The organism is Sphingobium olei (genome assembly GCF_042678845.1).
GTDB classification, from domain to species: Bacteria; Pseudomonadota; Alphaproteobacteria; order Sphingomonadales; family Sphingomonadaceae; genus Sphingobium; species Sphingobium olei.
Genome location: NZ_JBHTLS010000106.1, coordinates 1 through 24,206, shown reverse-complemented (window position 1 = coordinate 24,206; position 24,206 = coordinate 1). Strand labels below are relative to the sequence as shown.

General features: G+C 60.4%; 35 protein-coding genes. 32 read left to right on the top strand and 3 right to left on the bottom strand.

Annotation, left to right across the window (positions count from 1 at the left end):
* The 3 genes from ACFQ24_RS06955 to ACFQ24_RS06945 all read right to left on the bottom strand — a co-directional run.
* Window positions 1-363: hypothetical protein (locus ACFQ24_RS06955; RefSeq protein WP_380910007.1), on the bottom strand; the 363-nt coding region annotated here is incomplete at its 3' end.
* Window positions 364-509: 146 nt separating this feature from the next.
* Complete coding sequence (locus ACFQ24_RS06950) at window positions 510-986, bottom strand: HNH endonuclease signature motif containing protein (protein ID WP_380910005.1); 477 nt, start codon at window positions 984-986, stop codon at window positions 510-512.
* A gap of 141 nt (window positions 987-1,127) precedes the next feature.
* Window positions 1,128-1,868, bottom strand: a complete 741-nt coding sequence (locus ACFQ24_RS06945; RefSeq protein ID WP_380910003.1) for a S24 family peptidase — start codon at window positions 1,866-1,868, stop codon at window positions 1,128-1,130.
* A 75-nt stretch (window positions 1,869-1,943) separates the two neighbouring features.
* Between ACFQ24_RS06945 and ACFQ24_RS06940 the strand changes: the two genes are divergently transcribed.
* From ACFQ24_RS06940 to ACFQ24_RS06785, 32 genes are all read left to right on the top strand, one after another.
* Window positions 1,944-2,114: a carph-isopro domain-containing protein gene (locus ACFQ24_RS06940; RefSeq protein WP_380910001.1), complete on the top strand. Its 171-nt coding sequence runs from the start codon at window positions 1,944-1,946 to the stop codon at window positions 2,112-2,114.
* Window positions 2,111-2,581 (top strand): hypothetical protein, encoded by a 471-nt coding sequence (locus ACFQ24_RS06935; protein ID WP_380909999.1) that lies wholly within the window; start codon window positions 2,111-2,113, stop codon window positions 2,579-2,581. Before ACFQ24_RS06940 ends, ACFQ24_RS06935 begins: the two co-directional genes overlap by 4 nt.
* Window positions 2,578-2,757: a hypothetical protein gene (locus tag ACFQ24_RS06930; protein ID WP_380909997.1), complete on the top strand. Its 180-nt coding sequence runs from the start codon at window positions 2,578-2,580 to the stop codon at window positions 2,755-2,757. The genes ACFQ24_RS06935 and ACFQ24_RS06930 overlap by 4 nt, the downstream gene beginning before the upstream one ends.
* A gap of 3 nt (window positions 2,758-2,760) precedes the next feature.
* Window positions 2,761-3,654, top strand: a complete 894-nt coding sequence (locus tag ACFQ24_RS06925; RefSeq protein ID WP_380909995.1) for a DNA cytosine methyltransferase — start codon at window positions 2,761-2,763, stop codon at window positions 3,652-3,654.
* A 173-nt stretch (window positions 3,655-3,827) separates the two neighbouring features.
* Window positions 3,828-4,331 carry a hypothetical protein gene (locus ACFQ24_RS06920; RefSeq protein ID WP_380909994.1) on the top strand — a complete coding sequence of 168 codons (504 nt, stop codon included), beginning with the start codon at window positions 3,828-3,830 and terminating at the stop codon, window positions 4,329-4,331.
* An 85-nt stretch (window positions 4,332-4,416) separates the two neighbouring features.
* Window positions 4,417-4,896, top strand: coding sequence for an SANT/Myb-like DNA-binding domain-containing protein (locus ACFQ24_RS06915; RefSeq protein WP_380909992.1), 480 nt, complete (start codon window positions 4,417-4,419; stop codon window positions 4,894-4,896).
* Window positions 4,893-5,033, top strand: coding sequence for a hypothetical protein (locus ACFQ24_RS06910; RefSeq protein ID WP_380909990.1), 141 nt, complete (start codon window positions 4,893-4,895; stop codon window positions 5,031-5,033). The genes ACFQ24_RS06915 and ACFQ24_RS06910 overlap by 4 nt, the downstream gene beginning before the upstream one ends.
* Entirely contained in the window at window positions 5,023-5,379 is a 357-nt protein-coding gene (locus ACFQ24_RS06905) for a hypothetical protein (RefSeq protein ID WP_380909988.1), read from the top strand. Before ACFQ24_RS06910 ends, ACFQ24_RS06905 begins: the two co-directional genes overlap by 11 nt.
* Window positions 5,380-5,575: 196 nt before the next feature.
* On the top strand, window positions 5,576-6,178 hold the full coding sequence (locus tag ACFQ24_RS06900) for a hypothetical protein (protein WP_380909986.1): 603 nt from the start codon (window positions 5,576-5,578) through the stop codon (window positions 6,176-6,178).
* Window positions 6,175-7,629: a DEAD/DEAH box helicase gene (locus ACFQ24_RS06895; protein WP_380909984.1), complete on the top strand. Its 1,455-nt coding sequence runs from the start codon at window positions 6,175-6,177 to the stop codon at window positions 7,627-7,629. The genes ACFQ24_RS06900 and ACFQ24_RS06895 overlap by 4 nt, the downstream gene beginning before the upstream one ends.
* Window positions 7,626-8,534: a DUF7146 domain-containing protein gene (locus tag ACFQ24_RS06890; protein ID WP_380909982.1), complete on the top strand. Its 909-nt coding sequence runs from the start codon at window positions 7,626-7,628 to the stop codon at window positions 8,532-8,534. Before ACFQ24_RS06895 ends, ACFQ24_RS06890 begins: the two co-directional genes overlap by 4 nt.
* A 36-nt stretch (window positions 8,535-8,570) precedes the next feature.
* On the top strand, window positions 8,571-8,717 hold the full coding sequence (locus tag ACFQ24_RS06885; protein ID WP_380909981.1) for a hypothetical protein: 147 nt from the start codon (window positions 8,571-8,573) through the stop codon (window positions 8,715-8,717).
* A gap of 2 nt (window positions 8,718-8,719) precedes the next feature.
* Complete coding sequence (locus tag ACFQ24_RS06880; RefSeq protein ID WP_380909979.1) at window positions 8,720-8,905, top strand: hypothetical protein; 186 nt, start codon at window positions 8,720-8,722, stop codon at window positions 8,903-8,905.
* 45 nt (window positions 8,906-8,950) lie between these two features.
* The gene (locus tag ACFQ24_RS06875) at window positions 8,951-9,418 is read left to right on the top strand and encodes a helix-turn-helix domain-containing protein (RefSeq protein WP_380909977.1); all 468 of its coding nucleotides are present in this window, start codon (window positions 8,951-8,953) and stop codon (window positions 9,416-9,418) included.
* Entirely contained in the window at window positions 9,411-10,895 is a 1,485-nt protein-coding gene (locus ACFQ24_RS06870; protein ID WP_380909976.1) for a hypothetical protein, read from the top strand. Before ACFQ24_RS06875 ends, ACFQ24_RS06870 begins: the two co-directional genes overlap by 8 nt.
* Entirely contained in the window at window positions 10,895-12,967 is a 2,073-nt protein-coding gene (locus ACFQ24_RS06865; protein WP_380909974.1) for a portal protein, read from the top strand. Before ACFQ24_RS06870 ends, ACFQ24_RS06865 begins: the two co-directional genes overlap by 1 nt.
* The gene (locus tag ACFQ24_RS06860) at window positions 12,964-13,266 is read left to right on the top strand and encodes a hypothetical protein (RefSeq protein WP_380909972.1); all 303 of its coding nucleotides are present in this window, start codon (window positions 12,964-12,966) and stop codon (window positions 13,264-13,266) included. Before ACFQ24_RS06865 ends, ACFQ24_RS06860 begins: the two co-directional genes overlap by 4 nt.
* A gap of 13 nt (window positions 13,267-13,279) precedes the next feature.
* Complete coding sequence (locus tag ACFQ24_RS06855) at window positions 13,280-14,302, top strand: hypothetical protein (RefSeq protein WP_380909970.1); 1,023 nt, start codon at window positions 13,280-13,282, stop codon at window positions 14,300-14,302.
* A 1-nt stretch (window position 14,303) separates the two neighbouring features.
* Entirely contained in the window at window positions 14,304-15,260 is a 957-nt protein-coding gene (locus tag ACFQ24_RS06850) for a DUF5309 domain-containing protein (protein WP_380909969.1), read from the top strand.
* A gap of 57 nt (window positions 15,261-15,317) precedes the next feature.
* Window positions 15,318-15,935, top strand: coding sequence for a helix-turn-helix domain-containing protein (locus tag ACFQ24_RS06845; protein WP_380909967.1), 618 nt, complete (start codon window positions 15,318-15,320; stop codon window positions 15,933-15,935).
* Window positions 15,932-16,168, top strand: a complete 237-nt coding sequence (locus ACFQ24_RS06840; protein ID WP_380909965.1) for a hypothetical protein — start codon at window positions 15,932-15,934, stop codon at window positions 16,166-16,168. The genes ACFQ24_RS06845 and ACFQ24_RS06840 overlap by 4 nt, the downstream gene beginning before the upstream one ends.
* A complete protein-coding gene (locus ACFQ24_RS06835; RefSeq protein WP_380909963.1) occupies window positions 16,168-16,500 on the top strand; it encodes a hypothetical protein in 333 nt (110 codons plus the stop codon). The genes ACFQ24_RS06840 and ACFQ24_RS06835 overlap by 1 nt, the downstream gene beginning before the upstream one ends.
* An 8-nt stretch (window positions 16,501-16,508) precedes the next feature.
* Complete coding sequence (locus ACFQ24_RS06830; RefSeq protein ID WP_380909961.1) at window positions 16,509-17,186, top strand: hypothetical protein; 678 nt, start codon at window positions 16,509-16,511, stop codon at window positions 17,184-17,186.
* Window positions 17,183-17,530 (top strand): hypothetical protein, encoded by a 348-nt coding sequence (locus tag ACFQ24_RS06825; protein WP_380909959.1) that lies wholly within the window; start codon window positions 17,183-17,185, stop codon window positions 17,528-17,530. The genes ACFQ24_RS06830 and ACFQ24_RS06825 overlap by 4 nt, the downstream gene beginning before the upstream one ends.
* A gap of 5 nt (window positions 17,531-17,535) precedes the next feature.
* Entirely contained in the window at window positions 17,536-18,192 is a 657-nt protein-coding gene (locus ACFQ24_RS06820) for a phage adaptor protein (protein ID WP_380909957.1), read from the top strand.
* Window positions 18,186-19,583 (top strand): hypothetical protein, encoded by a 1,398-nt coding sequence (locus ACFQ24_RS06815; protein WP_380909955.1) that lies wholly within the window; start codon window positions 18,186-18,188, stop codon window positions 19,581-19,583. The genes ACFQ24_RS06820 and ACFQ24_RS06815 overlap by 7 nt, the downstream gene beginning before the upstream one ends.
* Window positions 19,580-19,786, top strand: coding sequence for a hypothetical protein (locus tag ACFQ24_RS06810; protein WP_380909953.1), 207 nt, complete (start codon window positions 19,580-19,582; stop codon window positions 19,784-19,786). The genes ACFQ24_RS06815 and ACFQ24_RS06810 overlap by 4 nt, the downstream gene beginning before the upstream one ends.
* Entirely contained in the window at window positions 19,768-20,157 is a 390-nt protein-coding gene (locus tag ACFQ24_RS06805) for a hypothetical protein (RefSeq protein ID WP_380909951.1), read from the top strand. The genes ACFQ24_RS06810 and ACFQ24_RS06805 overlap by 19 nt, the downstream gene beginning before the upstream one ends.
* A gap of 16 nt (window positions 20,158-20,173) precedes the next feature.
* A complete protein-coding gene (locus ACFQ24_RS06800; RefSeq protein WP_380909949.1) occupies window positions 20,174-20,830 on the top strand; it encodes a hypothetical protein in 657 nt (218 codons plus the stop codon).
* Between the two features lie 3 nt (window positions 20,831-20,833).
* Complete coding sequence (locus tag ACFQ24_RS06795; RefSeq protein WP_380909947.1) at window positions 20,834-21,481, top strand: hypothetical protein; 648 nt, start codon at window positions 20,834-20,836, stop codon at window positions 21,479-21,481.
* Window positions 21,482-21,503: 22 nt separating this feature from the next.
* Window positions 21,504-21,734 carry a D-Ala-D-Ala carboxypeptidase family metallohydrolase gene (locus ACFQ24_RS06790; protein ID WP_380909945.1) on the top strand — a complete coding sequence of 77 codons (231 nt, stop codon included), beginning with the start codon at window positions 21,504-21,506 and terminating at the stop codon, window positions 21,732-21,734.
* A gap of 227 nt (window positions 21,735-21,961) precedes the next feature.
* A complete protein-coding gene (locus ACFQ24_RS06785; protein ID WP_380909943.1) occupies window positions 21,962-23,965 on the top strand; it encodes a hypothetical protein in 2,004 nt (667 codons plus the stop codon).
* Window positions 23,966-24,206: the final 241 nt, after the last annotated feature.

The following is a 24,206-nucleotide window of genomic DNA, read 5'->3' as shown; positions in this document are numbered from 1 at the left end:
GGCGGCCCCTGCGGCGTCCCCTGCGGCGTCCCATGCGGCGTCCCATGCGGCGTCCCATGCGGCGTCCCATGCGGCGGACCCTGCGGCGGCCCTTGCGGCGGCCCTTGCGGCGTCCCTTGCGGCGGCCACGTTGCGCCAGTCAGCCGGCGTGAACTGGTCCAGCGCCCACCAGAAATCGAGCAGCTTGCTCCACTGGTCGCCAAGCACCTTGCAGGGATCGGTCAGAACAATCGAGGGCGCTCCGTCCATGCCGTCATTGACGTTGCGGAGCAGGACGGCATGAGCGCGGCTGATCTTGAGCAGATCGGCCGTCAGCTTGTCGGCGCTTTCCTGATTTTTGCCGTAGAGATCGCGAGGCGACATACCGCCGAGGACATGAAGCACCTGACCTTGCGCACATAAACAAGAAAGACTGCCGGGGTTTTGCTCATACGCCTCCATATCAATGAGCTTACCTTTGTATGGCTTGCCCTCATCAGAGTCCCAATAGGCGACAAGTTCATCTATGGTCATGCGGCGTTCCTTTCGGCGATCTTGCGTTGCTTGGATTTTTCGAGGTGGCAGGTGCGACAACGGCGCTGCTTCCCCCGCTTTAGATCAGCAGGAAATGCGTTGTTCGGGCCATATTCGTGCCCCTTAGGGCAGTGCGTCACAGCGGCATTGCGAGCGATAATTGTATCGCCGCGCATCGTGTTTTCTCGTGATGGGACCGCTTCAAGATGGTCAGGATTGCAGCAGGCGCGATTGCGGCAGAGGTGATCCAGTTGCAGCGCGCTGGGGATGATGCCTTTGGCGGCGACATACATAACGCGATGCGTCAATTCCATGCGCGAGAGATAGCTGACCTGCGGGTATCCGCTGGTGTCCCGGCCATAAGAGCAGTTCCAGCAGCCAGATTCATCGATCTCGACCCGAGAAGCGATGCGGCGAACAACATCACCGAAGTCGCCGCTATCCCAACGTTCGATCAGTTCGGCCAGTGCCATCTCATCCTCCTCATGCGCCGGTGGTTCGGCTGGGATGAGAGGAGGTATGGACTATACGTACGTACGTGTCAAGGGACAGGTGTACGCGCAGGACGGATTTTCCGTACCACGTTGATTATGCGTGATTAAATCTTCTGATGCCTATTGTAGGAGGTCGCGAGTGCGCAGGGCCTTGTCGATGCGGAGAACATCGTCTTTCGGGATGCGGAACGTGATATCCGGCTGATATTGCCGCAGTTCCACATATTGCGCTGTTCGGCGCACCAGGCGCTTTATGAGGACGCTTCTGGCAGTTTCGCCATCGTCGCTTTCATCGAGTGGGCGGAGATAGACCACGACGAAATCGCCAATGCTAATTGCTGTCGTCTTCTGGACGATAAGCAGATCGCCGTCATCAAAGGCAGGGTCCATGCTCGATCCCTGCACATAGAGGCCATAGACATCCTGCTTGCCGTTCAGGATGGGCGGGCGCTCACGCCGCTCGATAATCTCCGCCTTGTTCAGCGTCGTCAGTTCGACAGCCTCACCGTCCACGATATGCTCCGCTCCAAGCGCCGACCCATAAATGGGAAGGTCGCGTGGCATACGGTAGAAAGAAGAACCTTCATATTCAACAGGCTGTGATGCGTTTGGCAGCGGTGCGACAGCCGCAAGAGCGGTCACGTCTTCGGCTGTTATGGGAGGCGAACCCCTACCCTCCAGCGCCTTCGCCAACTTGAGGGCGACTAGTCCGCCAAGAGGGCCTTCATAGGTGGCGTTGAAATAAGTCTGGACACCGGACTTACCTTTCCAGCCTCCAGCCTTGGCAATTTCCTCCAGTGTCGGGTCGCCAGCTCGCAGCTTGAGCGCCAGCAGAATCTCGCCTGTCGTTTTGTTTGCCATGTACGCGCCATCGCAAAAACGCGGTACAGTTGCTACGCCCTTGACGGACGTACGTACGTCCTGTACCGAGGGAGAATGATTGAGCATCGGCAGATCATCAAAAACCTCGGCGGCATTCGCGGACTGGCGCGTCGCCTCGGACACAAACATCACACGACTGTGCAGGGCTGGTGGGAGCGAAACAACATCCCATCCGAGCGCATGGAAGAGGTGCTTTCAGCTGCTGCCGAAAGGAGCGCGGCATGAGCGGCCTCCCCTACGCCGACCTGCCTGCCATGCAGGCATGGGCCGAAGCCATCATGGCTCGCGAACCGGACTTCATTATCGGTGAAAATTACATGCGCCGTTGGTGGGTGATCCCCCGCAACAAGTTCTGCAACGTCTATCTGCACGACATTCGGCAGTCTGACGACGACCGGGCGATGCACGATCATCCGTGGGCAAACACCAGCTTCATTATTACCGGAAGCTATATCGAGCACACCCCTGATGGCGTGTTTACTCGCTCTGCTGGCGATGTTGTCGAGCGTGGCGCGGAGGCGTTGCACCGGCTTGAAGTGATCCCCGGTCAACGCGTGATTTCCTTGTTCATGACCGGCCCCGCTGTTCGCGAATGGGGTTTCGCCTGTCCGAAAGGCTGGGTCCACTGGACTGACTTTGTGGACGCGCGCGACGCCGGACAAGTCGGTCGCGGTTGCGGAGAATACGCATGACCGACCTCCAGCTTGGTCAGGAGTGGCGTAACGGCCTCGTCCTCGTCGATCACCTCGACATCCGACTGGCGGAACTGAATCGCGCCCTCCCCCACTGCAAAGCCTGTGGTCGCGCCATCTGCTCGCATCCCGACCCTGTGTTTCAGGGCCTCATCCCTCTCGAAGAAAGGCGGTAGGTGGTGGCTAAGGCGCGCGACAACTTCCTCAGCAATGGGGCCGATAGGGCGGGCAAGCTCAAGGTGCTCGACCTGTTCAGCGGCATAGGCGGGTTCAGCCTTGGCCTCGAACGCACTGGCGGTTTCGAGACGGTCGCCTTCTGCGAGATCGAAGATTTCCCCCGTCGGGTGCTGGCTAAGCATTGGCCCGATGTTCCCTGTTATGATGATGTAAGGACGCTGACCAGTGACCGACTTGCTGCCGATGGAATTGCCGTCGATGTCATCTGCGGAGGCTTCCCGTGTCAGGATTTGTCCTTCGCAGGACTTGGGGCAGGATTGGATGGCGAGCGCAGCGGCCTCTGGAGCGAAATCGTGCGCCTTGCTGGCGAGCTTCGACCTCGCTTCATCATCGTGGAGAACGTCGCAGCGCTGCTTAGTCGAGGGATGGGCCGAGTTCTCGGAGACCTGGCCTCGATCGGGTATGATGCGGAGTGGCATTGCATACCAGCTTCCTACATTGGCGCACGCCACAGACGCGATCGCATCTGGATCGTGGCCTACCCCGAACTCAGCGAAGGCGAGCAGCGACACAACGCTGACTTGCTCTGGGGATGGGCGATCGAAGCCGAACAAGCTGGGCTGGGCAGTCGCCATGTGGCCCACGCCCAATGCGGGCGACTTCAAAGCCGGGATGAGCAACGCGCCTGGCCGGCAGCAATCCTCACTTCCACGATCAGTGGGTATCGTGGAGGGCGTGAGCTCGGGGAAACGTGGCGGACTGAACCCAACGTGGGTCGAGTGGCTTATGGGGTTCCCGATGCTGCACACCGACTTAAAGGGCTCGGAAACGCCGTAGTCCCCCAAATCCCCGAACTCATTGGCCACGCCATTCTGGCCAGCATGGAGGGCCGCTGAATGCTCGCCGTCCACCTCATAGTCGAGGACGCGCAAGGCCGCGCTGTCGTCAATCCATTTCCCATAGCTGTCGTGACTAACGGCAGCGAAGGCGGGCGTCCGGTCGTGGCCGCTACACGCGATCGTTCGTCCGCCACCAGTTTTGGTCAATCCATCCATAATGGAGCGAATGCATGAACACGAAGCCGCAAATCCACGGCAGGCGGTCCAGCTTTTCCGTTTCTGCCGCGCTGCAACAAATTGGCGATGACCTGTCCGACATCCGCAAAGAGGACAGTCTGACGTGGAAAGACGTGGGCCGCGTTCTCGGCAAGAGCGACGACCGAGCCAGCGATTACGCCAACGCACTATCGGAAATGCCGGTCAGCGCTTTCCTGCTCGGTTGCCGGGAATGGAATGGTCGTTTTGCCAATGGCGTCCTGTCGCTCATCGGCATGAAGCTGGTCGAGATCAACGCGGACGCCACCACCGATGGCGAGAAGCTGTGCCACATTCTGAAGCTGGCGCACCTCATCAGCGCAGCGATGACCGACCTGGAAACGCCCGGCGCAATCGATGACGGCGAGTTGAAGGAGATCGGCGCGGAGGCGCTGGACGAGGCTTCGCGGGCTATCGATGCCCTGCGCGCCCGGTTAGCCCGGTTGGAGCCGGTTAAGCTGGCGGGGGTGGCAGCATGACCTACCTCCTAGCCTACCTCGCCCTGTCCGCTGCGACATCGCTGATCGTCCCTTGCCTCTTCCACATCTGGAAGGAGTGTTTCGCATGAAACCCATCACACAGCAGCAGGCCGTCGAGGAGGCGGTGCGGAAGGCGAAGCGCGTCACCGCAACGACGCAGTACCGCGATGACAGGCTTCAGAGGTGCTTCGCCATTCTTGAGCGCGCCGCCAATGACGGAGCGACATGCCCGACCAATAACGACCTTGCCGAAATGCTTGGATATTGCAGCGGCAATGGTCCGTCTGGGCTGGTCAACCTCTTGGAGGTGTCAGGCTATATCACGGTGGAGCGCAGCAATTGCGGGCGCGTCGTCACGATCAGCAGGACTGGCAAGCGCACAGCCGGAATCATCGTGCAGCGCAGACCCGGCGATTGGACCGAAGATCAGGACGCTATCCTGATGGACGGCATCGCGGAAGGCGAGACGTTCGCGTCTGTCGGCGCAATTCTCGGCAAGACGAAATCCGCCTGCAAGAGCCGCTTTTCCAAGATCGCGGCGGCCATGGGGGAGCAGGCTCAATGATCCTCGAACTCCGCCGCAAAATGGCAGAAACCCCCGCCTTCTTCGACATGATCCGCGCCCGTTGGCAGCGGGAACAGCGCGCCAAGTGCGTGCAGCCGAAGAGGGATGAGAGCGGGAGGTATGCGCGTGCAAATTGAGCTTCCCTATCCTCACAAGGCGCTCTGGCCTAACGGTCGCTCGCATTGGGCCGCGAAGGGCCGCGAGACGAAGAAGCATCGCCAGTGGGCACACGCCGCACTGCTGGCAGCTGTCCCACCCGCGTTCAAGCATGACGGCTCACCACTGCGGTTGCGAGCCACGTTTTTCGCCAAGCCGCGCGGCCCGGAACCGGACAAGGACAACGCCAGCGCCAGCCTGAAGGCTTATCAGGACGGCATTGCTCAGGCGCTTGGTATGGATGACCGCACGTTCGGCCAGCCCATCGTCCATATCGCCGGGCGCGATCCTCTCGGCCGCGTCGTGATCGAAGTGGAGCCAGCATGAGCAAGAAACCGGGAAAGCCCTCTGTTTCCACCATGATTGTGGAGGCAAAGCGCCTCGCCATTCTAGGTAGCCTATTGGATACATACAGCGAAACCTCGGATCGAGAAGCGCTTGTCTCATCCCTTCGGAGGGCTGGTATGTTGGGCGATGATCACGCTCGCTTGCTCTTGGCCCAACCGGCAGCGGAGGCTTGATCATGGGCAAATTCATGGACAGCGCTGCCTTCGCAGAACAGACCATTTATCGGCGCATAGCGAAGCATGGCTCCGCTATTAAGTTGACGGATTCTCAGCGGGCTGTCCTCATAAAGTTCGTTAATCTATGGTTCTATCATCGCGGCAAATCCGGCGCGATCGAATATAGCCAAGATGATTTTAACGCCTCGCTAGACCTGTCGGATCGCGCCATTCGAGGTGCGATTGGTCGCCTTATGGAATTGGGCATCGTCATTCGCATCGCGGGCGGGGTCGGTCGCGGCAACGTCTCTGTGTATGGCGTGGACTTGACCAAGTTGCAGGAGGTTCTGGCCCCGGAAGCAGCGATACAATGCGCCGGAGAAACCATCTCCCTTCATGGAGAGATAAAAGTGGCACGCAGCCGCCCCTCCCATAGAGATAATAAATACCGCTCAGATTTTCCTAGCCGGGTTTGGTTCGTTGTGAGGCTTCGTAAAGCTATCGACTGGACCGCTCTGGGCACTGTCCTGCGCCGGATAGCTGCAAACGCCAGAGCATGGTTCCGCCCTAGGCCGCAAACTCCATCTTCCGGCTGGAATAATTATGTTGGAGCGTTGTCATGATTCCGCTCTGGGACCATCAGGCGGAATCGGTTCGCCTCCTCCGCTATTCCATCTCGGCTGGCCATAAGCGACCGATGCTCAAGCAACCGACAGGCGCGGGGAAAACCCGCACGGCGGCGGCAATCATCGAAAGCGCTGTATCTCGGGGCAATCGGGTCGTGTTCATCGTGGACGCCATCTCACTCATCGACCAGACGGTTCAGAGCTTTTGGGAACTTGGCATTCGCGATGTCGGCGTGATCCAGGCCAGCCATTCGATGACGGACTGGTCGAAGCCGGTTCAGGTGGCATCCGTCCAAACGCTCCAGCGGCGCGGGATGCCGGACGTAGACATGGCGATCGTTGATGAGGCGCATGTCCGCAACCAGTGGCTGGAAGAGCAATTTGCTGGCGAGAAATGGGCGAACCGCCCTGTCGTCGGATTGTCTGCAACGCCATGGGCGAAAGGGCTTGGGCTGGTCTATGACGACCTGATTGAGCCTATCACGATGCGCCAGTTGATCGACAAAGGCATGTTGCTCGATTTTCGGGTGTTCGCGCCGTCGCACCCGGATTTGGCCGGGGTTTCCGTCACGGGCGGCGATTACAATGGGAAGCAGTTGGGCGATCGAATGGCCAATGCGGGCCTGATCGCGGACATCGTCTCGACATGGCTGCGGCTTGGTGAGGATCGCCCGACCCTCTGCTACTGCGTTGACCGCGCCCATGCGAAAAAGGTCCAACAGCGGTTTCTCGATGCCGGTGTGCCTGCCGAATACATCGACATGAACACCGATGGCCCCGAGCGCGCCCGCATACAGGGGCGACTTGAGCGTGGCGAAACGAAGGTTGTCTGCAACATCGCGACACTGACCAAGGGTGTGGACTGGAAGATCGGCTGCATCATCATAGCACGTCCGACAAAATCGAAGATGCTCCACGTCCAGATTGCGGGGCGAGTGATCCGCGCCAACAGCGGCTATCCGGATGGTTTGGTGCTGGATCACAGCGACAACATGCTTCGCCTTGGCCTTCCCACTGATATTGGCTCAATGCCGCTATGCACAGCAAAGAAGGGCGAACGTAAGGCTGAGCGTGCTGATCCATTACCGAAGGAATGTCCCTCCTGTGGGTTCCTGAAGGCTCCCAAAGTCCGCGAATGCCCCATCTGCAAGTTCGTGCCCGAAACTCGCTCAGAGCTTGAGGAGGAGGACGGCGAGCTTGTCCAGATCGGTGGCAAGAAGCGGGTCGCGACCATGGCGGAAAAGCAGCTTTGGCTCTCCGGCCTGCGCTTCATCCAAATCCAGCGCAAATATAAGGAAGGCTGGGCTGCGAACCAATATCGCGAGCGGTTCGGGGTGTGGCCCCAGGGCCTGAGCAAGATCCCCACCGAACCTACTCCCGAAATCGAAAACTACGTTCGTTCGAAGCTGATCCGCTTCGCGAAGGGCAAATCAAAGAGGGCTGCATGATGACCGGTATAGCCGATCAGTGCCGCAACCGCTGGCACTCCATACTTCCGCAGCTTGGGTTCAGTCCCAACTATCTGACGGGCAAGCAAACCCCCTGCCCCATGTGCGGCGGGAAGGATCGCTTCCGCTTCGATAATCTTGAAGGCAGAGGGACATTCTATTGCAACCAGTGCGGCGCTGGTGATGGCGTGCAGCTGGTCATGATGGCCCACCGCCTGACTTTTCGTGATGCCGCCAACAAGATCATGCAGGTCGCTCCTGGTTGCGAGACGGTTAAGCCTAGGCGCAGCATGTCCGAGGAGCAGCGCGTTCAGGCCCTAAGGGAGGCATGGCAGGCCAGCAAGGCCATCACGCCAACTGATGAAGCAGGCCGTTACCTGGCTTCTCGCGGCATCAATGGCCCTTACAGCGAGGCGCTCCGGTTCATTCCGCGCCTGAAGGTGACAGGCGAGACAGTGAAGCATCTAGCGGCAATGATCGCATTAGTCCGCGATCCAGCTGGCGAACCTCTCACCCTCCATCGGACCTACCTCCAAAACGGCGCGAAGGCGAAGATCAGTAGCCCGAAGCGCCTCATGCCCGGCGACACGCCGCATGGGTCGTACATAGCCCTGTCGCCAGAAGCAGAGGAAATGGGTGTAGCTGAAGGCATCGAGACGGCGCTCATGGTTCAACAGCGGTTCGGTATCCCGTGTTGGTCTATGATCAGCGCCGATGGCCTCAAGGCATTTACGCCGCCCTTGGCAGTCAAGCGCCTGCGCATTTTTGGCGACAATGATGGCAAGTTCGGAGGTCAGGCTGCCGCTTATGCTCTGGCCCACCGGCTAGCTGTCAGGAACGACCATATCAGCGTCAGTGTCGAGATACCGCCTGAAACGGGCACCGATTGGGCGGACGTAGCATGATGACCCAGCCCACCAACCACCACCAGGGAGATTGAGATGATGCTGACGGTAGCTCACAAGATCAACCGCAAGCGCTGGGATCGCGGCAAGCCGTGGAAGCGCACCACGATAGCTCAGCTTCGCACTGCCGAGCGCAGGGTGATTGCGAAGGAACGTGCCGTCAAAGCCATAATTGGAGATTGAGGATGCGGGGAAGGCCGGCAGGACAGCTGACCCATCGTCGCCAGCAGGTGTTGGCGGAGCTGGTGGAACGCGCGCAGGGTGAAAACCGTCTGCCCAAGCGAGAGATCATGCGCCGCTGCGGGTTGCATGATTACTCATCGCTGCTGCGGATCGAGCGCGATCTGAAGCGGATGGGTCATCTGATTTAATAACACCTCCCGGCGCGATTCTTCGTGCTGTAAATGGTTGGCCCCATGAGCGAAGCGGGCCGCCCCTCCAGTTATAGCGATGACTACGCTAGGCAGGCTGAGAAGCTGGCTCAGCTTGGCGCGACCGATCAGGAAATCGCTGATTTCTTCGAAGTCGATGTCCGCACGATATACCGCTGGAAGCACGATCACGACGAATTTTGTCAGGCCGTAAAAGTCGGCAAGGACGTTGCTGATGAGCGTGTCGAGCGAAGCCTCTACCAGAAGGCGATTGGGTATGAGCAGGATGAGGTTAAAATCTTCATGCCTGCCGGTGCCGCTGAGCCTGTTTACGCGCCGTTCCGCGCGAAGATCGCCGCTGACACAACTGCTGCGATCTTCTGGCTGAAGAACCGCCGCAAAGACGACTGGCGCGAGAAGTCTGAGACAGACTTGAACCACGGTGTTCAGGACAGCCTAACAGCCCTGTTAGACCAAATCGACGGACGCTCAAAGGGCCTGCCCAATGGCTAGCGCGGCGATCGTTGACCAGTGGGCCGATCCACGCTGGCGGATCAACAACCTCTACTGGATCAAGGACAAGACTGGCACCGCGATCCCGTTCCGCACCAATTGGGCGCAGGAGCAGTTCTTCGATGATCTCTGGTATCTCAACGCGGTTCTGAAGGCTAGACAGCTTGGCTTCACGACCTTCATCCAAATCTACATGCTCGATAGCTGCCTGTTCAATTCGAACACGTCAGCGGGCGTGATCGCGCACAATCGCGACGATGCTGAAGCGTTCTTCGAGGACAAGATCAAGTTCGCCTATGACCATATCCCCGATGGCCTGAAGCAACGTCGTTCTGCCACGACTGACAGTGCCAAGACTCTCGCCTTCAACAATAATTCGAAAATCCGCGTCGGCACGTCTCTGCGCTCGGGCACGTTCCAGCTTCTACACGTGTCGGAGTTCGGCAAGGTCTGCGCGAAATACCCCGACAAGGCGAAGGAGATCGTTACCGGCGCTTTCAACGCTGTTGAGGCGGGGCAATTCATCTTCGTGGAAAGCACTGCGGAGGGCAATTCCGGCGCGTTCTACGACATGTGCGAGAAGGCGCAGAACGACGCCAAGGAAGGGCGCGCTCTTACCAAGCTCGACTTCAAGTTCCATTTCTACGCATGGTGGCAAGACCCGAATTACCGGCTTGATGACGCGGACACGGCGGCGACCGTGATTACCGCCGAAGACGACAAGTATTTCGATCAGGTCGAAGTCGTGATGGACACGACGCTGAGCCGCAACCAGCGGGCTTGGTATGTGAAGAAGCGGCAGACGCAGGGCCGCGACATGAAGCGCGAATATCCCTCCACGCCGAAGGAAGCATTCGAGGCGACGATCGAGGGGGCCTATTTCGTAACGGAGATGGCCAAGGTCCGCGAGCAGGGCCGCATCTGCAAAATCCCGGTCCTGAACAAGCCTGTCGATGTCTTCTGGGACTTAGGCGTCGGTGACAGCATGGCTCTCTCATTCCGCCAGCAGGTCGGCATGGAGACACGTTGGATCGACTATTACGAAAACAGCGGCGAAGGTTTCGAGCATTATGCCCGCGTCCTGAACGAAAAGGGCTACATCTACGGTCGCCACTACTTTCCGCATGACGGCGACCACCGCTCATTGGGTGCTGTCGCCAAGACCAAACGGGAGTGGGCAATTGAAGCCGGGATCAAGCCAGTGGAGATCGTGCCGCGCATCGCGACGGAAGCATCGGGCATCGAGGCAAGCCGATCCTACCTCCCGAATTGCTACTTCGATGAAGAGCGTTGTTCGCGCCTGATCCAGTGCTTGGATAGCTACCGCAAGGATTGGGACGACAAGCTGGGTGTGTGGAAGGACACTGCCCGGCACGATGAGTTTTCGCACGGATACAAATCCTTCGAGACTGCCGCTGTCGCACCCAAGCCCGCGCAATCCCGACCAATCAGCTACAAAAACAGGGGCATCGTCTGATGGACGAATACGACATCCAGCAGTTCGTCGCCTTCCTGAAGGAAGAGGAAACCAAGTCCTACGATCAATGGCTGGATGAGGAACGGGCGACGGCGCTGGACTTCTACAACGGCGAGCCTTTCGGTGACGAGGAGGAGGGTCGCAGCCAGATCGTGACGCGCGATGTTGCGGAGGTGGTCGATTACATGACCGTCTCGCTCCTGCGCACGATGGTCAGCGGCGACAAGGTTGTTGAGTTCGACCACAGCGATAAGGGCGTTGCCGAGAGTGCTACGGCGGCGGTGCAGCAGGAGTTCATGCAGGGCCAGGACGGCTATCGCTTCCTGCACGACTGGATCAAGGCTGGCCTGCTCGAAAAGGTAAGCGTGGCGAAAGTCACGGTGGAGGAGCAGCCCCCTCGCCGGTTCGATGGCACGATCAGCGCTGAGGACTTGGCGCGGCTCGTAAGCGAGCAGGCTGAGATCGTCGCAGCCGAAGACATGGGTGACGGCACGGTCAATGTGTCGGCCATCATCCCGCAGCCTCCGCGCTTCCGTGATTATGTGTCGCCTTCCGAGCAGACGGTATTTTCCGGCGACGCCCGCGATCTGGACGATGATTGCGTGTATCGCGGCTTCCGGCTCGACAAGAGCCTGTCCGAGCTGGCGAAGATGGGCTTTCAGACCGATGGCCTGTCCGATGACAGCACATATTCGAACGGCGAACAGGTCGCCAACGCGCGTGACCAGAATATCACGGACTTCTGGCGGCAGGGCTTCAACCGCACCGGTGCCAATCGCAAGGTCTGGTATTATGAGGAATATTCGACCTACGACCTGAACGGCGACGGGATTGCCGAGCTGATCCTGTCGCATCGCGTCGGCAACCAGATATTGCTCCGCGAAGACGGCTCCTACGCCATCGACACGATCGATGAGCAGCCGGGCGTTGCCTGGTGCCCGTTCCCTATGCCGGGCCGTATCGTGGGCCAGAGCCTTGCCGACAAGGTGATGGACATCCAGCGCGTTCGTTCGGTGCTGATGCGGCAGGGGCTGGACAATCTCTACCAGACCAATGCGCCGCGCATGTTGCTGAACGAGAATGCGATCGGCGACACGACCATTGACGACATGCTGACGGTGCGCGCCAACGGCATTGTCCGCTGGCAGGGTTCGATCAAGCCGGAGCCTCTAACCCTCCCCTTCGCCGCGCAATCCGCCTTCGATGTCATGGAAGTCATGGCCGGCGAGAAGGAGAGCCGCACCGGCATTACACGGCTCAATCAGGGCCTTGACGCCGACGCGCTGAACAAGACCGCGACGGGCACAGCGCTGATGCAGGCGCAGGGGCAGCAGATCGAGGAATATCTGGCGCGCAACTTCGCTGAAGCGCTGGCACGGCTGTTCCTCAAGAAATACCGGCTGATGAAGGCGTTCGGCCGCTCAATGCCTGTCGTGATCGACGGCGAGACGCAGATGATCGACCCGCGCGAATGGCCGGACGACATGAACGTGGTCGTGCGCGTCGGCTTGGGATCGGGTCGCAAGGATCAGCGCCTGCAATATCGCACCATGTTGCTGGAGATCGCGCAGGCGGCGGTTCAGGGCGGCTCCCGCGTGTTCAACGACACCAACATCTACAACAACGTCAAGGGCATCATCGCAGACGCCAATCTGGGCAATGTCCGCGACCTAGCGACCGATCCCGACACGTTGGGAGAGGCAGAGGAGAAGCCTGACCCGGCGATGGTCAAAGCGCAGGCTGACAGCATGATCGCGGCGCAGAAGCTCGATCAGGATAAGGTCAAGTCCGAAGCCGACCAGATGCTCAAGGCGCAGCAGATGCAGATCGACGCCCAACTGGCCCAGCAGAAGCTCGACTATGAGCTTCAGGCGGCGCGGGAGAAGGCGGCGCTGGATGAGCAGCTTGCCCGCGACAAGGCGATCTTCGAGGCCAATCTGGCGACCCAGAAGGCGCAGCAGGAGTACCAGCTGGCAGTCATGCAGATCGAAATGCAGCGCGAGATCGCCGCGAAGAAGGTTGAGGAAGCCGAACTTCCCAAGAACCGGCCCGGCGGAGATTTGGACAAATGACCAAGGAAGAACTCGCCGCCAAGGGCCACAGGGCCGCGCTCGCATGGGAAGAATTCGTTGAGCCTGCCATCGCAGCGCTCCGAGCCGCCTACACCGAGCGACTGACCGAGATCGCCGCCGATGAGCCGTGGAGCAGCGACAAGATCGTGAAGTTCGCGGTCGCCACCCGCGTCATCGACAGGGTGGAAGCCCAGATCAAGAGCGCGATCCTCAACGGCATCGACGCACGCGGCAAGGTCGAACGTGCCCGCGAGATCGAACAACTCCCCGCAGCCAAGCGCAAATGGCTGAATATCTGAGAAAGGCCACGACATGAACGATGGTGAGAATACTGCTGTCTCGGTTGAGGACTTTCTGGTCCCGGTCGAAGAGACGCAGGACACGACCGATACGACCGAAGCCGTGACGGACGATGCGCCGCTGAGCGAAGAAGCGCTTGAGCCGGAGGCATCCGAAGAGGTTGAGCCGACCGAAGAGGAGGTCGCGGACGAAGAGGCGGAAGCCGACGAACCGGAGGTCGAGGCAGTCCCCGCGCCCAATAGCTGGTCGAAGGAAGACGCGAAGGTCTGGGGGCAACTGCCCCCCGAGGCGCAGGCAGTCGTCGCACGCCGCGAGCAGGAGCGTGACAGGTTCGTTCGCGAGGCTGGACGCAAGGCCGCTGAGACGAAGACGCAGGTCGAAAATCAGGCCCGCGAAATCCTTGCCCAGCAGGCGGAGGATCACAGCATCGCGCTTCAGGTTTATGCCCAGCAATTCCAGCCCCAGGCACCCGATCAAAGGCTGCTTTACACGGGGAATCCAGATGATGTATTAACCTATCAACGGCAAGACGCTGCCTATCGCGCCGCAGCCTCCCAGCAACAGCAGTTGCAGCAGGCAATCGCGCAAGCACAGCAGCAGGCTCGAGCCGCTCGTGAACAGGTTTCCGCCGAAGACATCCGTGTTGAAACGGAACGCCTGCAAGAACAGCTCCCCGACTGGTTCGATCCATCTGCAGGGCCGAAACTGAAAGCAGAGCTTCAGTCCATCGGCGCAGAACTCGGTTACCCGGCAGAGCTGATGGCGCAAGCTGGCGCTACCGACATCATCGCCCTCAACAAAGCGCGCGAGTGGAAGGTCAAGGCCGAAAAGCTCGATCGCATCATGAGCAAGCAGATGGCGCAGGTGCGTGCAGCCAAGGGCAAGCCTCCTCAGATGAGCCGCCCCGGAGCGCCAGGAGGCAAGGGCGTGGCCGCCATGCGCAGCCAGGCCGACCGAGACGCAGCAATCCAATCATTCGGGCAGACGCGCAGCGGAGAAGCAGCCGCAGCCCTGCTCCTAACAAGGACAAGGTAACATGGCACTTCCTACCAATACGGCGACCACCTACGCCAACGTGGGCATTCGCGAAGACCTTTCGGACGTGATCTATCGTGTCGCGCCGGAGGAAACTCCTTTCACCAACAACATCGGCCGCTCCAAGGCGACCGCCACGTTCCATGAATGGCAGACCGAAGACCTCGCCGCCGCTGACGACAGCAACGCGGTGCTGGAAGGCGACGACGCCACGCTGGACGCCGCGAACATCCCTGCCCGTGTCGGCAACCGCTGCCAGATTTCGGACAAGACGGCGGTCGTTTCCGGCACCAACGACGCGGTAAACAAGGCCGGTCGCGACACCGAAATGGCGCGTCAGGTCATGCTCAAGGGCATGGAACTGGCCCGCGACCTCGAAAAGCAGATGCTGTCCAACAAGGCGTCCGTGGCTGGCGCTGCCGGCACCGCGCGTCAGTCGGCGGGCATGGAAAGCTGGATCGTCACCAACGCCTCGCGCGGCGCTGGCGGTTCGGGCGGCGGCTTCTCGGGCGGCGTTGTCTCGGCCCCGACCGATGGCACGGCCCGCGCGTTCACGGAAGGCTTGCTGAAGGCGGCGCATCTTGCGGCGTTCAACGCGGGTGGCAAGCCCAACCAGCTTTATATGGCTGGCGTGCAGAAGCAGGTGTTCTCGACCTTCGCCGGTATCGCGGATATCCGCAAGGACGCGCCGGGAACCGGGCAGGCCGTGATCGTCGGCGCTGCGGATGTCTATGTCGGTGACTTCGGCCGCCTGACCGCCATCCCCCACCCCTATGGCATGCGTTCGCGCACCGTCCTGGGTGTCGATCCGCGCATGGTGGCGAAGGCCGATCTGCGCCCGATGCGCAATTGGGTGCTGAGCAAGACCGGCGACACCGAAAAGCGGCAGATTATCTGTGAATATTGCCTTGAGGTAAAGAATGAAAAAGCTCATTTCGTCGTTGCGGATTTGAGTTAGTATCTTCTACTTGTCAGTAGCAACCATGGCGAGTATCCTACGAAAAAGGAGAAAGCCATGGTTGCGAAAGCAGATTTGTTGGGTCGTAAGTTTGGAGAATTAACGGTGATCGCAGAGGCGCAGAGCGATGCTTCAGGTAAGGCCAAGTGGCTTTGCTCCTGCTCATGCGGCGCTGAAAAGGCTGTTGCGGCAGCATCCTTATTGCGTGGGCTTACGCGAAGCTGCGGAGCGCAGAAGCATCGCGCTCCAAATGTTATTCATGGTCACGCACACGCAAAGGCCCAAACCGGTGAATACAAAAGCTGGGCGGCCATCATCCAACGCTGCACTAATCCCAATAATCCCGGTTATGCGGCTTATGGCGGCGCTGGAATTGACGTTTGTGAGCGCTGGCGCTCGTTCTCCAACTTTCTAGAGGATATGGGGCCGAAACCGACAAAATTCCATAGTATTGACCGCCTCGACAATTCGCGCGGCTACCATCCAGATAATTGCCGCTGGGCAACAAAGCGCGAGCAAGTTCTAAACCGCGCTTACACGAAGTTATCAGATGCGCTGGCCATTATGGTCCGCGAAAGCAAAAGAAGTCACGGCGCCCTAGCGAAAGAGCTTGGCGTATCGAAATCAACCATCGCCGCGATTCGTTCGGGGCGCAATTGGAGTGACGTTTCATGACCGCCACCGCCCCGAAACTCGTCCGCATCGAATGCGTCTGCAACCCTGATCTCCACCTTGGCGACGGCCGCCGCCTGATCGGGCCGGTTCGCGAAGGAACGCGGGTTGTGCAGCACGGCTATGTAGCTGAGGTTGACGCCGATCTTGCCGGAATCCTGATCGACAACGGCCAGGCCAAGGAAAGCAAGCTTGCCCTCACCGATCCCCGAAAGCTTCTGATCGGACACGACTGATGCAGCTTTTCCACGTCGAAACCAATGCCCTTGGCGTGACCCGCCAATTCTTCTCTGACGACAAGGGAAATATCACGGTCAACGCCATTCAGGATGTTGAACCGGTGCTGGATCACAACAAGGCGTCGGCTAACGAGCGTGGAAAGCGCGTCACCTCCGACTATGCCAACCCCATCGCCACCATCCCCCCTGTCGTCGCCCTCCACTGGCTGAACACAGAAGGATGGTGGGTTTTCGACGCCGACAAAGACCCGGATGTCGAGAAGAAGCTGAACCAGAAACTCAACTGCTCGGACTGGCGGCACCTGCGCACGTCCGAACTTACCGTTTAGGAGCTGCCATGCTGAAGCGCCTCGTCATCCTCGCCCTGCTGGCCCTGCCCTCCCCTGCCTTCGCGCAGACGGCAGTGAGCGGGATTTACAACGCCTCTCCTCCGACCCTATCGGACGGGCAGCAGCGTCAGGTCCGGCTCGATAGCAGCGGCGCGCTTGTCATTTCCTCCGGCGCGACCGGCTCAAGCGCCAATCAGGTGCAAGGCACGCAGGCAGACAGTTCCACCGCTACCGGCAATCCGGTCAACGTGGCGGGCCGCTACACCTCCACGCTGCCCACGCTTACGAACGGACAGGCGGCGCAGTTCCGCTTGACCCAGAACGGCGCGCAGGCCGTGTCCACCACGCCGACCGTTGACGCGAATGTGGCGATTGTCCCTTCCGCATCTGCCGCCGTCGAGAGTGGACGCGTCCTCAAGGCGTCGGCGGGCAACCTCTATCGCCTGTCCACCACGACCGGGGCGTCTGCCGGGTATCTGCTGGTGTTCAATTCGACCACTGTCCCTGCCGATGGAGCCGTGACGCCGCTGATCTGCCGCGCGATTGCCGCGACCTCCACGCTCACCGTGTCGTTTGCCGATATCCCGGCGCGGTTCAGCACTGGCATTTCCGTATCGTTCTCGACCACTGGCTGCTTCACCAAGACGGCCAGCGCGACCGCCTTCTTCGAGGGGTATGTGCAATGAAATGGCTTGCGCTCCTCGCCCTGGCATTGAGCGCCCCAGCCCATGCGCAGGACACCTATTCCAGCCTCGTGACGGCAGGCATGGTCCAGCAGCAGACCGTCACGCTCAACAGCTCGGGTGACGCGACATGGACCTTCGTCACACCCTTTCTCAACCCGCCGATCGTTGCGCACTTCCCCAAGCAGATGGACCCGTCGAACCCGCTGATCTGCAATTACACTTCTGTCACGACCACGGCGGTTTCGATCCATTGCTGGCGGACGACGCTGGCCGGCCTGCTGACCAATCTCTTTGGCGGATCGGTGACGGGCGGTGAAGTCACCATCATAGCGCGCACGGTGTAACCGACATGGCAGTCTCAATCCCCTATATCGAGCCGGGCACGATCGGGGACTATGTGTCCCTGCGCGATCTCGTCGCGGCCTATATGGATCGCGACGACCTTGAGGCGATGATCCCCAATTTCATCGCGATCATCGAGGCGGAGCTTAACCGCCGCCTGCGTACCGTGAACCAGGAGTTCAAGGATATATGGGTGATTTCGGATGAGGCATATTCTCTCCCCTCCGATTTCCGCAAGCTGCGCAAAATCCATATCGAGGGCAACCCAGACCGCCCGCTGGCAGAAATGTCACCGACCGCTGTTCCCAACCTCTATTCCGGCGAGGCGGGGATACCGCAGGGCTACTGGCTTGAGGGGCGCGTTCTTTCGCTAGCGCCGCCGCCCAATGAGGCCACGACATTCCGCGTCACCTATTTCCAACGCATCCCGCCTCTGACGCTGAGCGAACCCTATAATTGGGTGATCCGCGAGCAGCCCGATCTTTATGTTTGGGGCGCTCTGAGGGAAGCGGCGGCTTACATCCGCGATCCTGATGGCCTCAACTATGCGTCGGGTCGCTTCGAAAGCGCTGTGGAGCAGACGAACCTTGAGAGCCGGCGTGATCGCTGGGGCGGTGGGCCTCTCGTCCCGTCTGCGCTGAAGCAGGTTCGGGTCAAGTGCTGAAGCGCCTCGACTTCTCGGAATTTCTGCCGGATCGCCCGCTCTCGCTCGCATGGGCGAAGAATGTCTATCCGATGGCAGAGGGCTATCGGCCTGTCCGCGCATTCCAGAACATCACGCCTGCGCTTGCTGGCATCCTTGGGGGCGCTGCGTTCGTCGGTTCTGACGGCACTTCGGCGTTGCTGGCAGGGACCGCAACCGACCTCTACCGCTATTCCGGGTCGGCGTGGACATCGCTGCTCGGGAGCCTGACGGCCACGATCTGGCGGTTCGATCAGTTCAATGATGCCGTTATCGGGGTAAATGGCGGTGCCCCGGTCAAGTTCGACCTGATCGGCGGGACGGCATCCCCGCTGGGGGGAACGCCTCCGGTTTCCGATCTGGTTGCGACCGTCAGGCAGCAGGTATTTCTTGCCGGCGATCCGACGCAGAAGAATGTCGTCTATATCTCCGGCTTCGAAGACCCTGAGCAATGGACGCCGGGAACGAACCAGTCGCTATCGGTCGCCTTCCCCAATGGCGGCGAGATCATGGGGCTGGCAGGCGGTGAAACTGGCATCATCATCCAGAAGAGATCGGTCAGGCGGGCCACCTATACGGGCGATGTGACGGTCTGGCAGTTCGATGAGATTAGCCGCGAGATCGGCTGCATGGCGAAGGGATCGGTCGCCTCTGCCGGTCAATCGGTGTTCTTCCTGTCCGAGCAGGGCTTCATGGCCTGCGACCGTAACAGCGTCATCCCCATAGGACGCGAGAAGGTGGATCGGACTTTTTTCAACCTCTACAGCCGCGACGATATCCAGAATATCCGCGCGGCCATCGACCCGCGTTCCACGACCGTCTGCTGGTCCATGCCTGGCACGCCGGGCCGTATCTGGTGCTATGACTGGACGCTCTCGAAGTGGACCGTCATCGAGCAGGACCTGTCACTGGTCTTCTCCGGCTTCACGGCGAACATCTCGATCGACGCTCTGGACGCCATCTATCCGGGCGGGATCGATACCATCCCCTATTCGCTGGACGCTGCGATCTTCGCGGGCGGCAACCCCCTCTTTCTGGTGGCGACCGACCTGGGTGTTGTCGGCGCTCTCACTGGCGACCCCATGGCGGTGCAGTTCACCATCAACCCGATAGAGGTTGAGCCGGGCCGAAGGGTCCGCATTCGTGGCGCGCGCGTCGTGTCGGATGCCGTTCAGGGCGTTGTCGCCGTCGATGTGCGCGCGAGGGCGGGTGATAGCCCCAAGGTTCGCAACTCAGGCGCGATCCGCGACAACGGGCGTGTTCCTCTCCGGGGCAACGGGCGACATGTCGGCGTCGAGGTGGACATTCCATCGCATAGCTGGACTTACGCGCTCGGGGTTGATCTGGAATATGAGATGGAGGGCGAACGTTGAGCCTGTTCCTCCCCCCGACCGCTTCCAGCATGCCGGAATGGGTCCGCAAGGCCGCGACCACGGTCAACAAGCTGCTGGAACGCCAGACATTCACGCCGCTTGGTACGGCTCCAGCCAACCCCCGCATAGGCGACGGCTATTTCGACACCAGCGACAACAAGGCGAAAATCTGGGACGGTTCGGTGTGGCAACCGCTCTGGTAGCCGATCCGCCCGGCTGGGCAGAATATCTGCGCTTTCGCGGCGGCTTCCTGAGTCTGCTCGATCCTCGCAAATATACGGCTGCATGGCTCGACGGCGAAGTCTGGTCGGGTAGGATTATTCTTTTCAGCGGCGCGGATTCTGCTATATTGGTTCGCGTCAAGCCCTATCCGACCGGATTTCTCTCATTGGAGGGCGAGGCAGCAACAGGGAACCTGTCCGAGATCGTCGGGCACCTCATCCCACAGGCCATAGCATTTGGTCGGTCCATCGGTTGCGGCGAAGCGGTGATTGAATCGCGTAGCGGCTGGGCCAAGGTGATGAGGAAACACGGGTGGCAACTGCATCAACAGCGTTTGACCTTGGACCTGTAAGCGGGAGTGCCCGCTGATGGGCCTCTCCAGCTCCAAGACGACTTCGGGTCCGTCCAAGGCGGCGTTGCCCTATCTGAATACCGCATCCAACGCGATCCAGGGGGCGTACAACAACAACCAGGGCAACCTTGCGGATATCAGCTCGTCTCTGTCGGACGCCTTCAAACGCTACAGCACTAGCATGGGCAGCGATCTCACCGGCGCGCGGTCTTATGTTGGCGATGTGCTTGGCGGCAAGTATCTGAGCGGCAATCCTGAACTTCAGAACGTCATCGACACGACCAACAGCAGCGTCACCGACAAGGTGAACGCGCTTTTCTCGCGTGCCGGCCAGTCCACCAGCGGATCGACGCGCGCAACGGGCGAACTGAGCAAGCGCCTTGCCGAGAATGAAAGTGCCCTGCGGTATCAGAACTATTCCGACGAGCAGAAACGCATGATGGACGCTGTTAGCGCGGCTCTGGGCCTCAACAGCGCGAACAACGCCAATTACGACACGCTGACGGGCCTTGGAACGGCGGCTGCGACCACGCCTTATATTGGAGCGTCGTTCCTTGCTGACGGGCTTGGGGGCCTTTGGGGGGACAGCACGACCACGAAGAGCAGTCCTTCGCTTGGGCAGATGCTGATCGGGGCCGCGTCGAACGCCGCTACCGCCTATGCGGGGCGATAGGTCATGATGTTCGGGGCACTCAAGCAGAAGCGCGGGCCGTTCGATATGTCGCCCAATGTCCTGACGACGCCGGGGATTGGTGACGGCCTTCCCGGTGCGCAGCCGATGGGCGATCCCGGCCTTGGGATGCCTATGGTCGCCCCTGCCCCTGCACAGACCGGCGACAAGGTAAACTGGATCGGCGTCCTCGGTGACGCTCTGGCCGGCGCTATCGGCCAACCGGGGCAGTATGCAGCCCAGCGCCAGCGCGATCGTGAGATCCAGCGCCAGGAACAGCAGTATCAGCGCCGCCAGAACGACGCCTTCAACATGTGGCGGATGCAGCAGGAGTATGAGCGGGCGAATCCCGCACCGCGTGCGCCGCACTATTGGGAAATGAATGACGGTAGCCTTGGGGTTGTCGGCGCCGATGGCAAGCCGCAGGTGCTTTACAAAGATCCCACGCCGAAGATCGAATGGATCACGGCGAACAATCCGGATGGCACCAAGACATTGGTGCCTGTGCAGAAGGGAGGTGGTCAAACGTCTGGAGGCCCCGCCGTTGGAACGGTGGAAGATGGCTATCGCTTCAAAGGCGGGGACCCTTCCAAACCTGAAAGCTGGGAGCGCGTAGGAGGTCCGTCGCAGCCCGCGACGGGCGGCTTTCGCTGACCCAATGCGCGCTCCGGGTGTCATGACAAGCGGTCGCCGCACGGTGGAGGGCAACCGCTTGGTCGGAGGCGTTCCCAATAGCCATCATCTGACTGGCGACGGGGTTGATTATGCCGGCACCAGCGTTGCCGCTCTGAAGCGCTATTTCGGCTCCTCTGCCCGCTATCTGGACGAGGGCAATCATGTTCATGTGACGCTGCCTGGCTATGGCCGCGTTCCCTATTTTGGCAAGCGCGGGACGGTGGGACGATAATGCCTAATCCATGGGAAAAATACGGTTCTTCTGCGCCTCAGTCGATCACGATTGGCACACCTGACCCGAAGGCGCCCCTTGAGGTCGAGAAGCTGCGCCAGAGCCTCGAAATCGAACGCGAGAAGGTGCGCCTAGCGCAAGAGGAAGCCGCGCGCGCGGCTGCACGTGAAGGCCGCAGCGCCGACAAGGATGCGCAGGACCAGAAGGCGAGAGACGCGCGCGGCGGGGTGGACACGACCGAAAGCGAGCGGACAGCTGCTTTCCTAGCCACTCGCGTTGCTGGCGGCCTTCGCGATCTGGCGCGCATAGGCAAAGTCGGCGCACCATCGATCCGTGACGCTGCGATCGGCGGGACGTTGCTGGGCAACTATGGCACGGACGAGGATCGGCAGCGCGTCATGAATGCGCAGCTCGACATTCTCGATGCGGCGCTGACGCTTGGCACCGGTGCCGCATATAATCAGGAACAGCTAGAGGCGTATCGGCGATCGTATTTCCCCCAACCAGGTGATAAGCCCGGCACAGTTGCAGACAAGCAGCAGCGTCTCCAAACGCTGATGGAGGGCGCACGCCTCAAGGCTGGTGCCGCATCTGGCTTGATCGATAAGGCGGTGTCCGAAACCAACATGTTTGCCCCTGCTTCTGGCGGGCAAGACCTCAGCCCTGCGGATCAGCAATTCCTCTCTGCCAACGCGAAGGCGCTGGGATCGTCCGGCATCAAGCAATATCTGCAAGCACGTGGACTTGATGCTACGCCTGAGAGCCTGAAGAAGCTGGAGCAGTATTATGCCAGCGGCGGAAGCGGTCAGCCTGAGGTCGCTCCTCCCGCGCTGTATGAGGACAGTTATCTGTCTCAGGGGCTTTCAGGCATCAACAAAGGTATCGCCGGCACCCTTGGCGCGCCCGTCGATATCGCAAACACCGTCCTCGGCCTTGGGGCGCAGGGCATCAATGCAATCGCCAATACGGACCTATCCGTGTCCGATCGTCCATTCTTGGGCGGCGAATGGTGGCGCGATCAATTCCGCAATGCTGGCTCGATCCAGCGGACAAGCGATTTGCCGGGCAGGGATTTTGTCCGCCGTGTGGGTGAAAGCGTCGGTTCGGCGGTTGTCCCGGCAGGGCTGACGGCTCGCACTGGCGGTCAGGCGCTTGGAATGTTCGGGAGCGCGCTTGGTGGCGGCTTGGGCGCGGCAACCGCGCGTGAAGTTGCGCCGGGGAATACGCTTGCTGAAATGGGCGGTGAGTTGGTTGGCTCTGGTGTCGGCCTCGGCGGCGCTCTGTCGAAGGTTCGCAGCGTTGCCCAACGCGAGATAGAGGCGTCTGTCCCGACTATCGACCAGCTTAAAAAGCAGGCCGGCGACCTCTACAAGCGCGCTGAAGCGAACGGTGTGACTGCATCGCCAGCACAGACGCAGCAGCTATCGGCTGACATTACCGGCCTGCTCCGACAGGAAGGCGCGATCAGCCCAACCGGGCGTCTTTCTGAAGTCCACCCCAAGGTGAAGGAGGCGGCGGCGACCATTGGCGACTATGCCGGTCAGCCCATGAACCCTACACAGATGCAGACCGTGCGCGGGATCATCGGGGATGCAGCCGGAAGCTTGGAGCCGAAGGAGCGCCGCACCGCATCCTTGCTGATGGACGAGTTCGACAATTTCGTTGACCCTCTAGCACCTGAACTGTCGTCTGCGCGCGCGGTGGCGAGCCGCTATATCAACGCGGAGAAGGTGGCGAAGGCGCGCGAGCTGGCAGATGTCCGCGCGTCGCAATTCTCCGGCTCTGGGCTGGAAAATGCTCTGCGGACAGAGTTCCGCGGCCTCGACCGCAATCTGGTCAAGGGCAAGGATCGCACATCGAATGACGCGCTGGTTTCAGCTATTGAGGATGTGTCGCGCGGGACGCCGATGTCGAACGTCTATCGTGGGATGGGAAAACTGGCTCCTACCGGCACGGTGTCGTTCGGGCTTGGGACCGTTGCGCCGGCTAGTGCTGCAACGTTGATTGGCGGCCCTGTCGCGGGAATGGTCACTGGTGGCGTCACGGGCGGCCTTGGCATGTTCGGCCGGAAGATGGCGGAGCGCTCGGCAACGCGCAGCGCTGATCTGGCTGAACTGATCGCCCGCAACGGCGGCGCGCTGCCTACGCCTACAGTGATGACGCCTGATCTGGAGAAGCTGGTGGCCGCTGGGCTTATCGGTCAGCAGAGCCAGTATCTACAGGGTCGCTAACGCGAGCAGCCCGAACATGAAGAGGAAGTACATCGCGTACCAAAAATCCTCGCTGGTGATTGGACGACGCCTCATCTGCGCTTCCTCATCCAAAGGGATACGGCGTAGGTGGCCATTCCAACGACAACAGCGACTCCAATCCAATAGCCGATTTCTTCTGCCATCCCCCTTCCCTACCCTATCTGACGGAGGAACGCAAAATGGCTGATCGCTACCCGAACTTGCGGCCAATTCTTGCCGA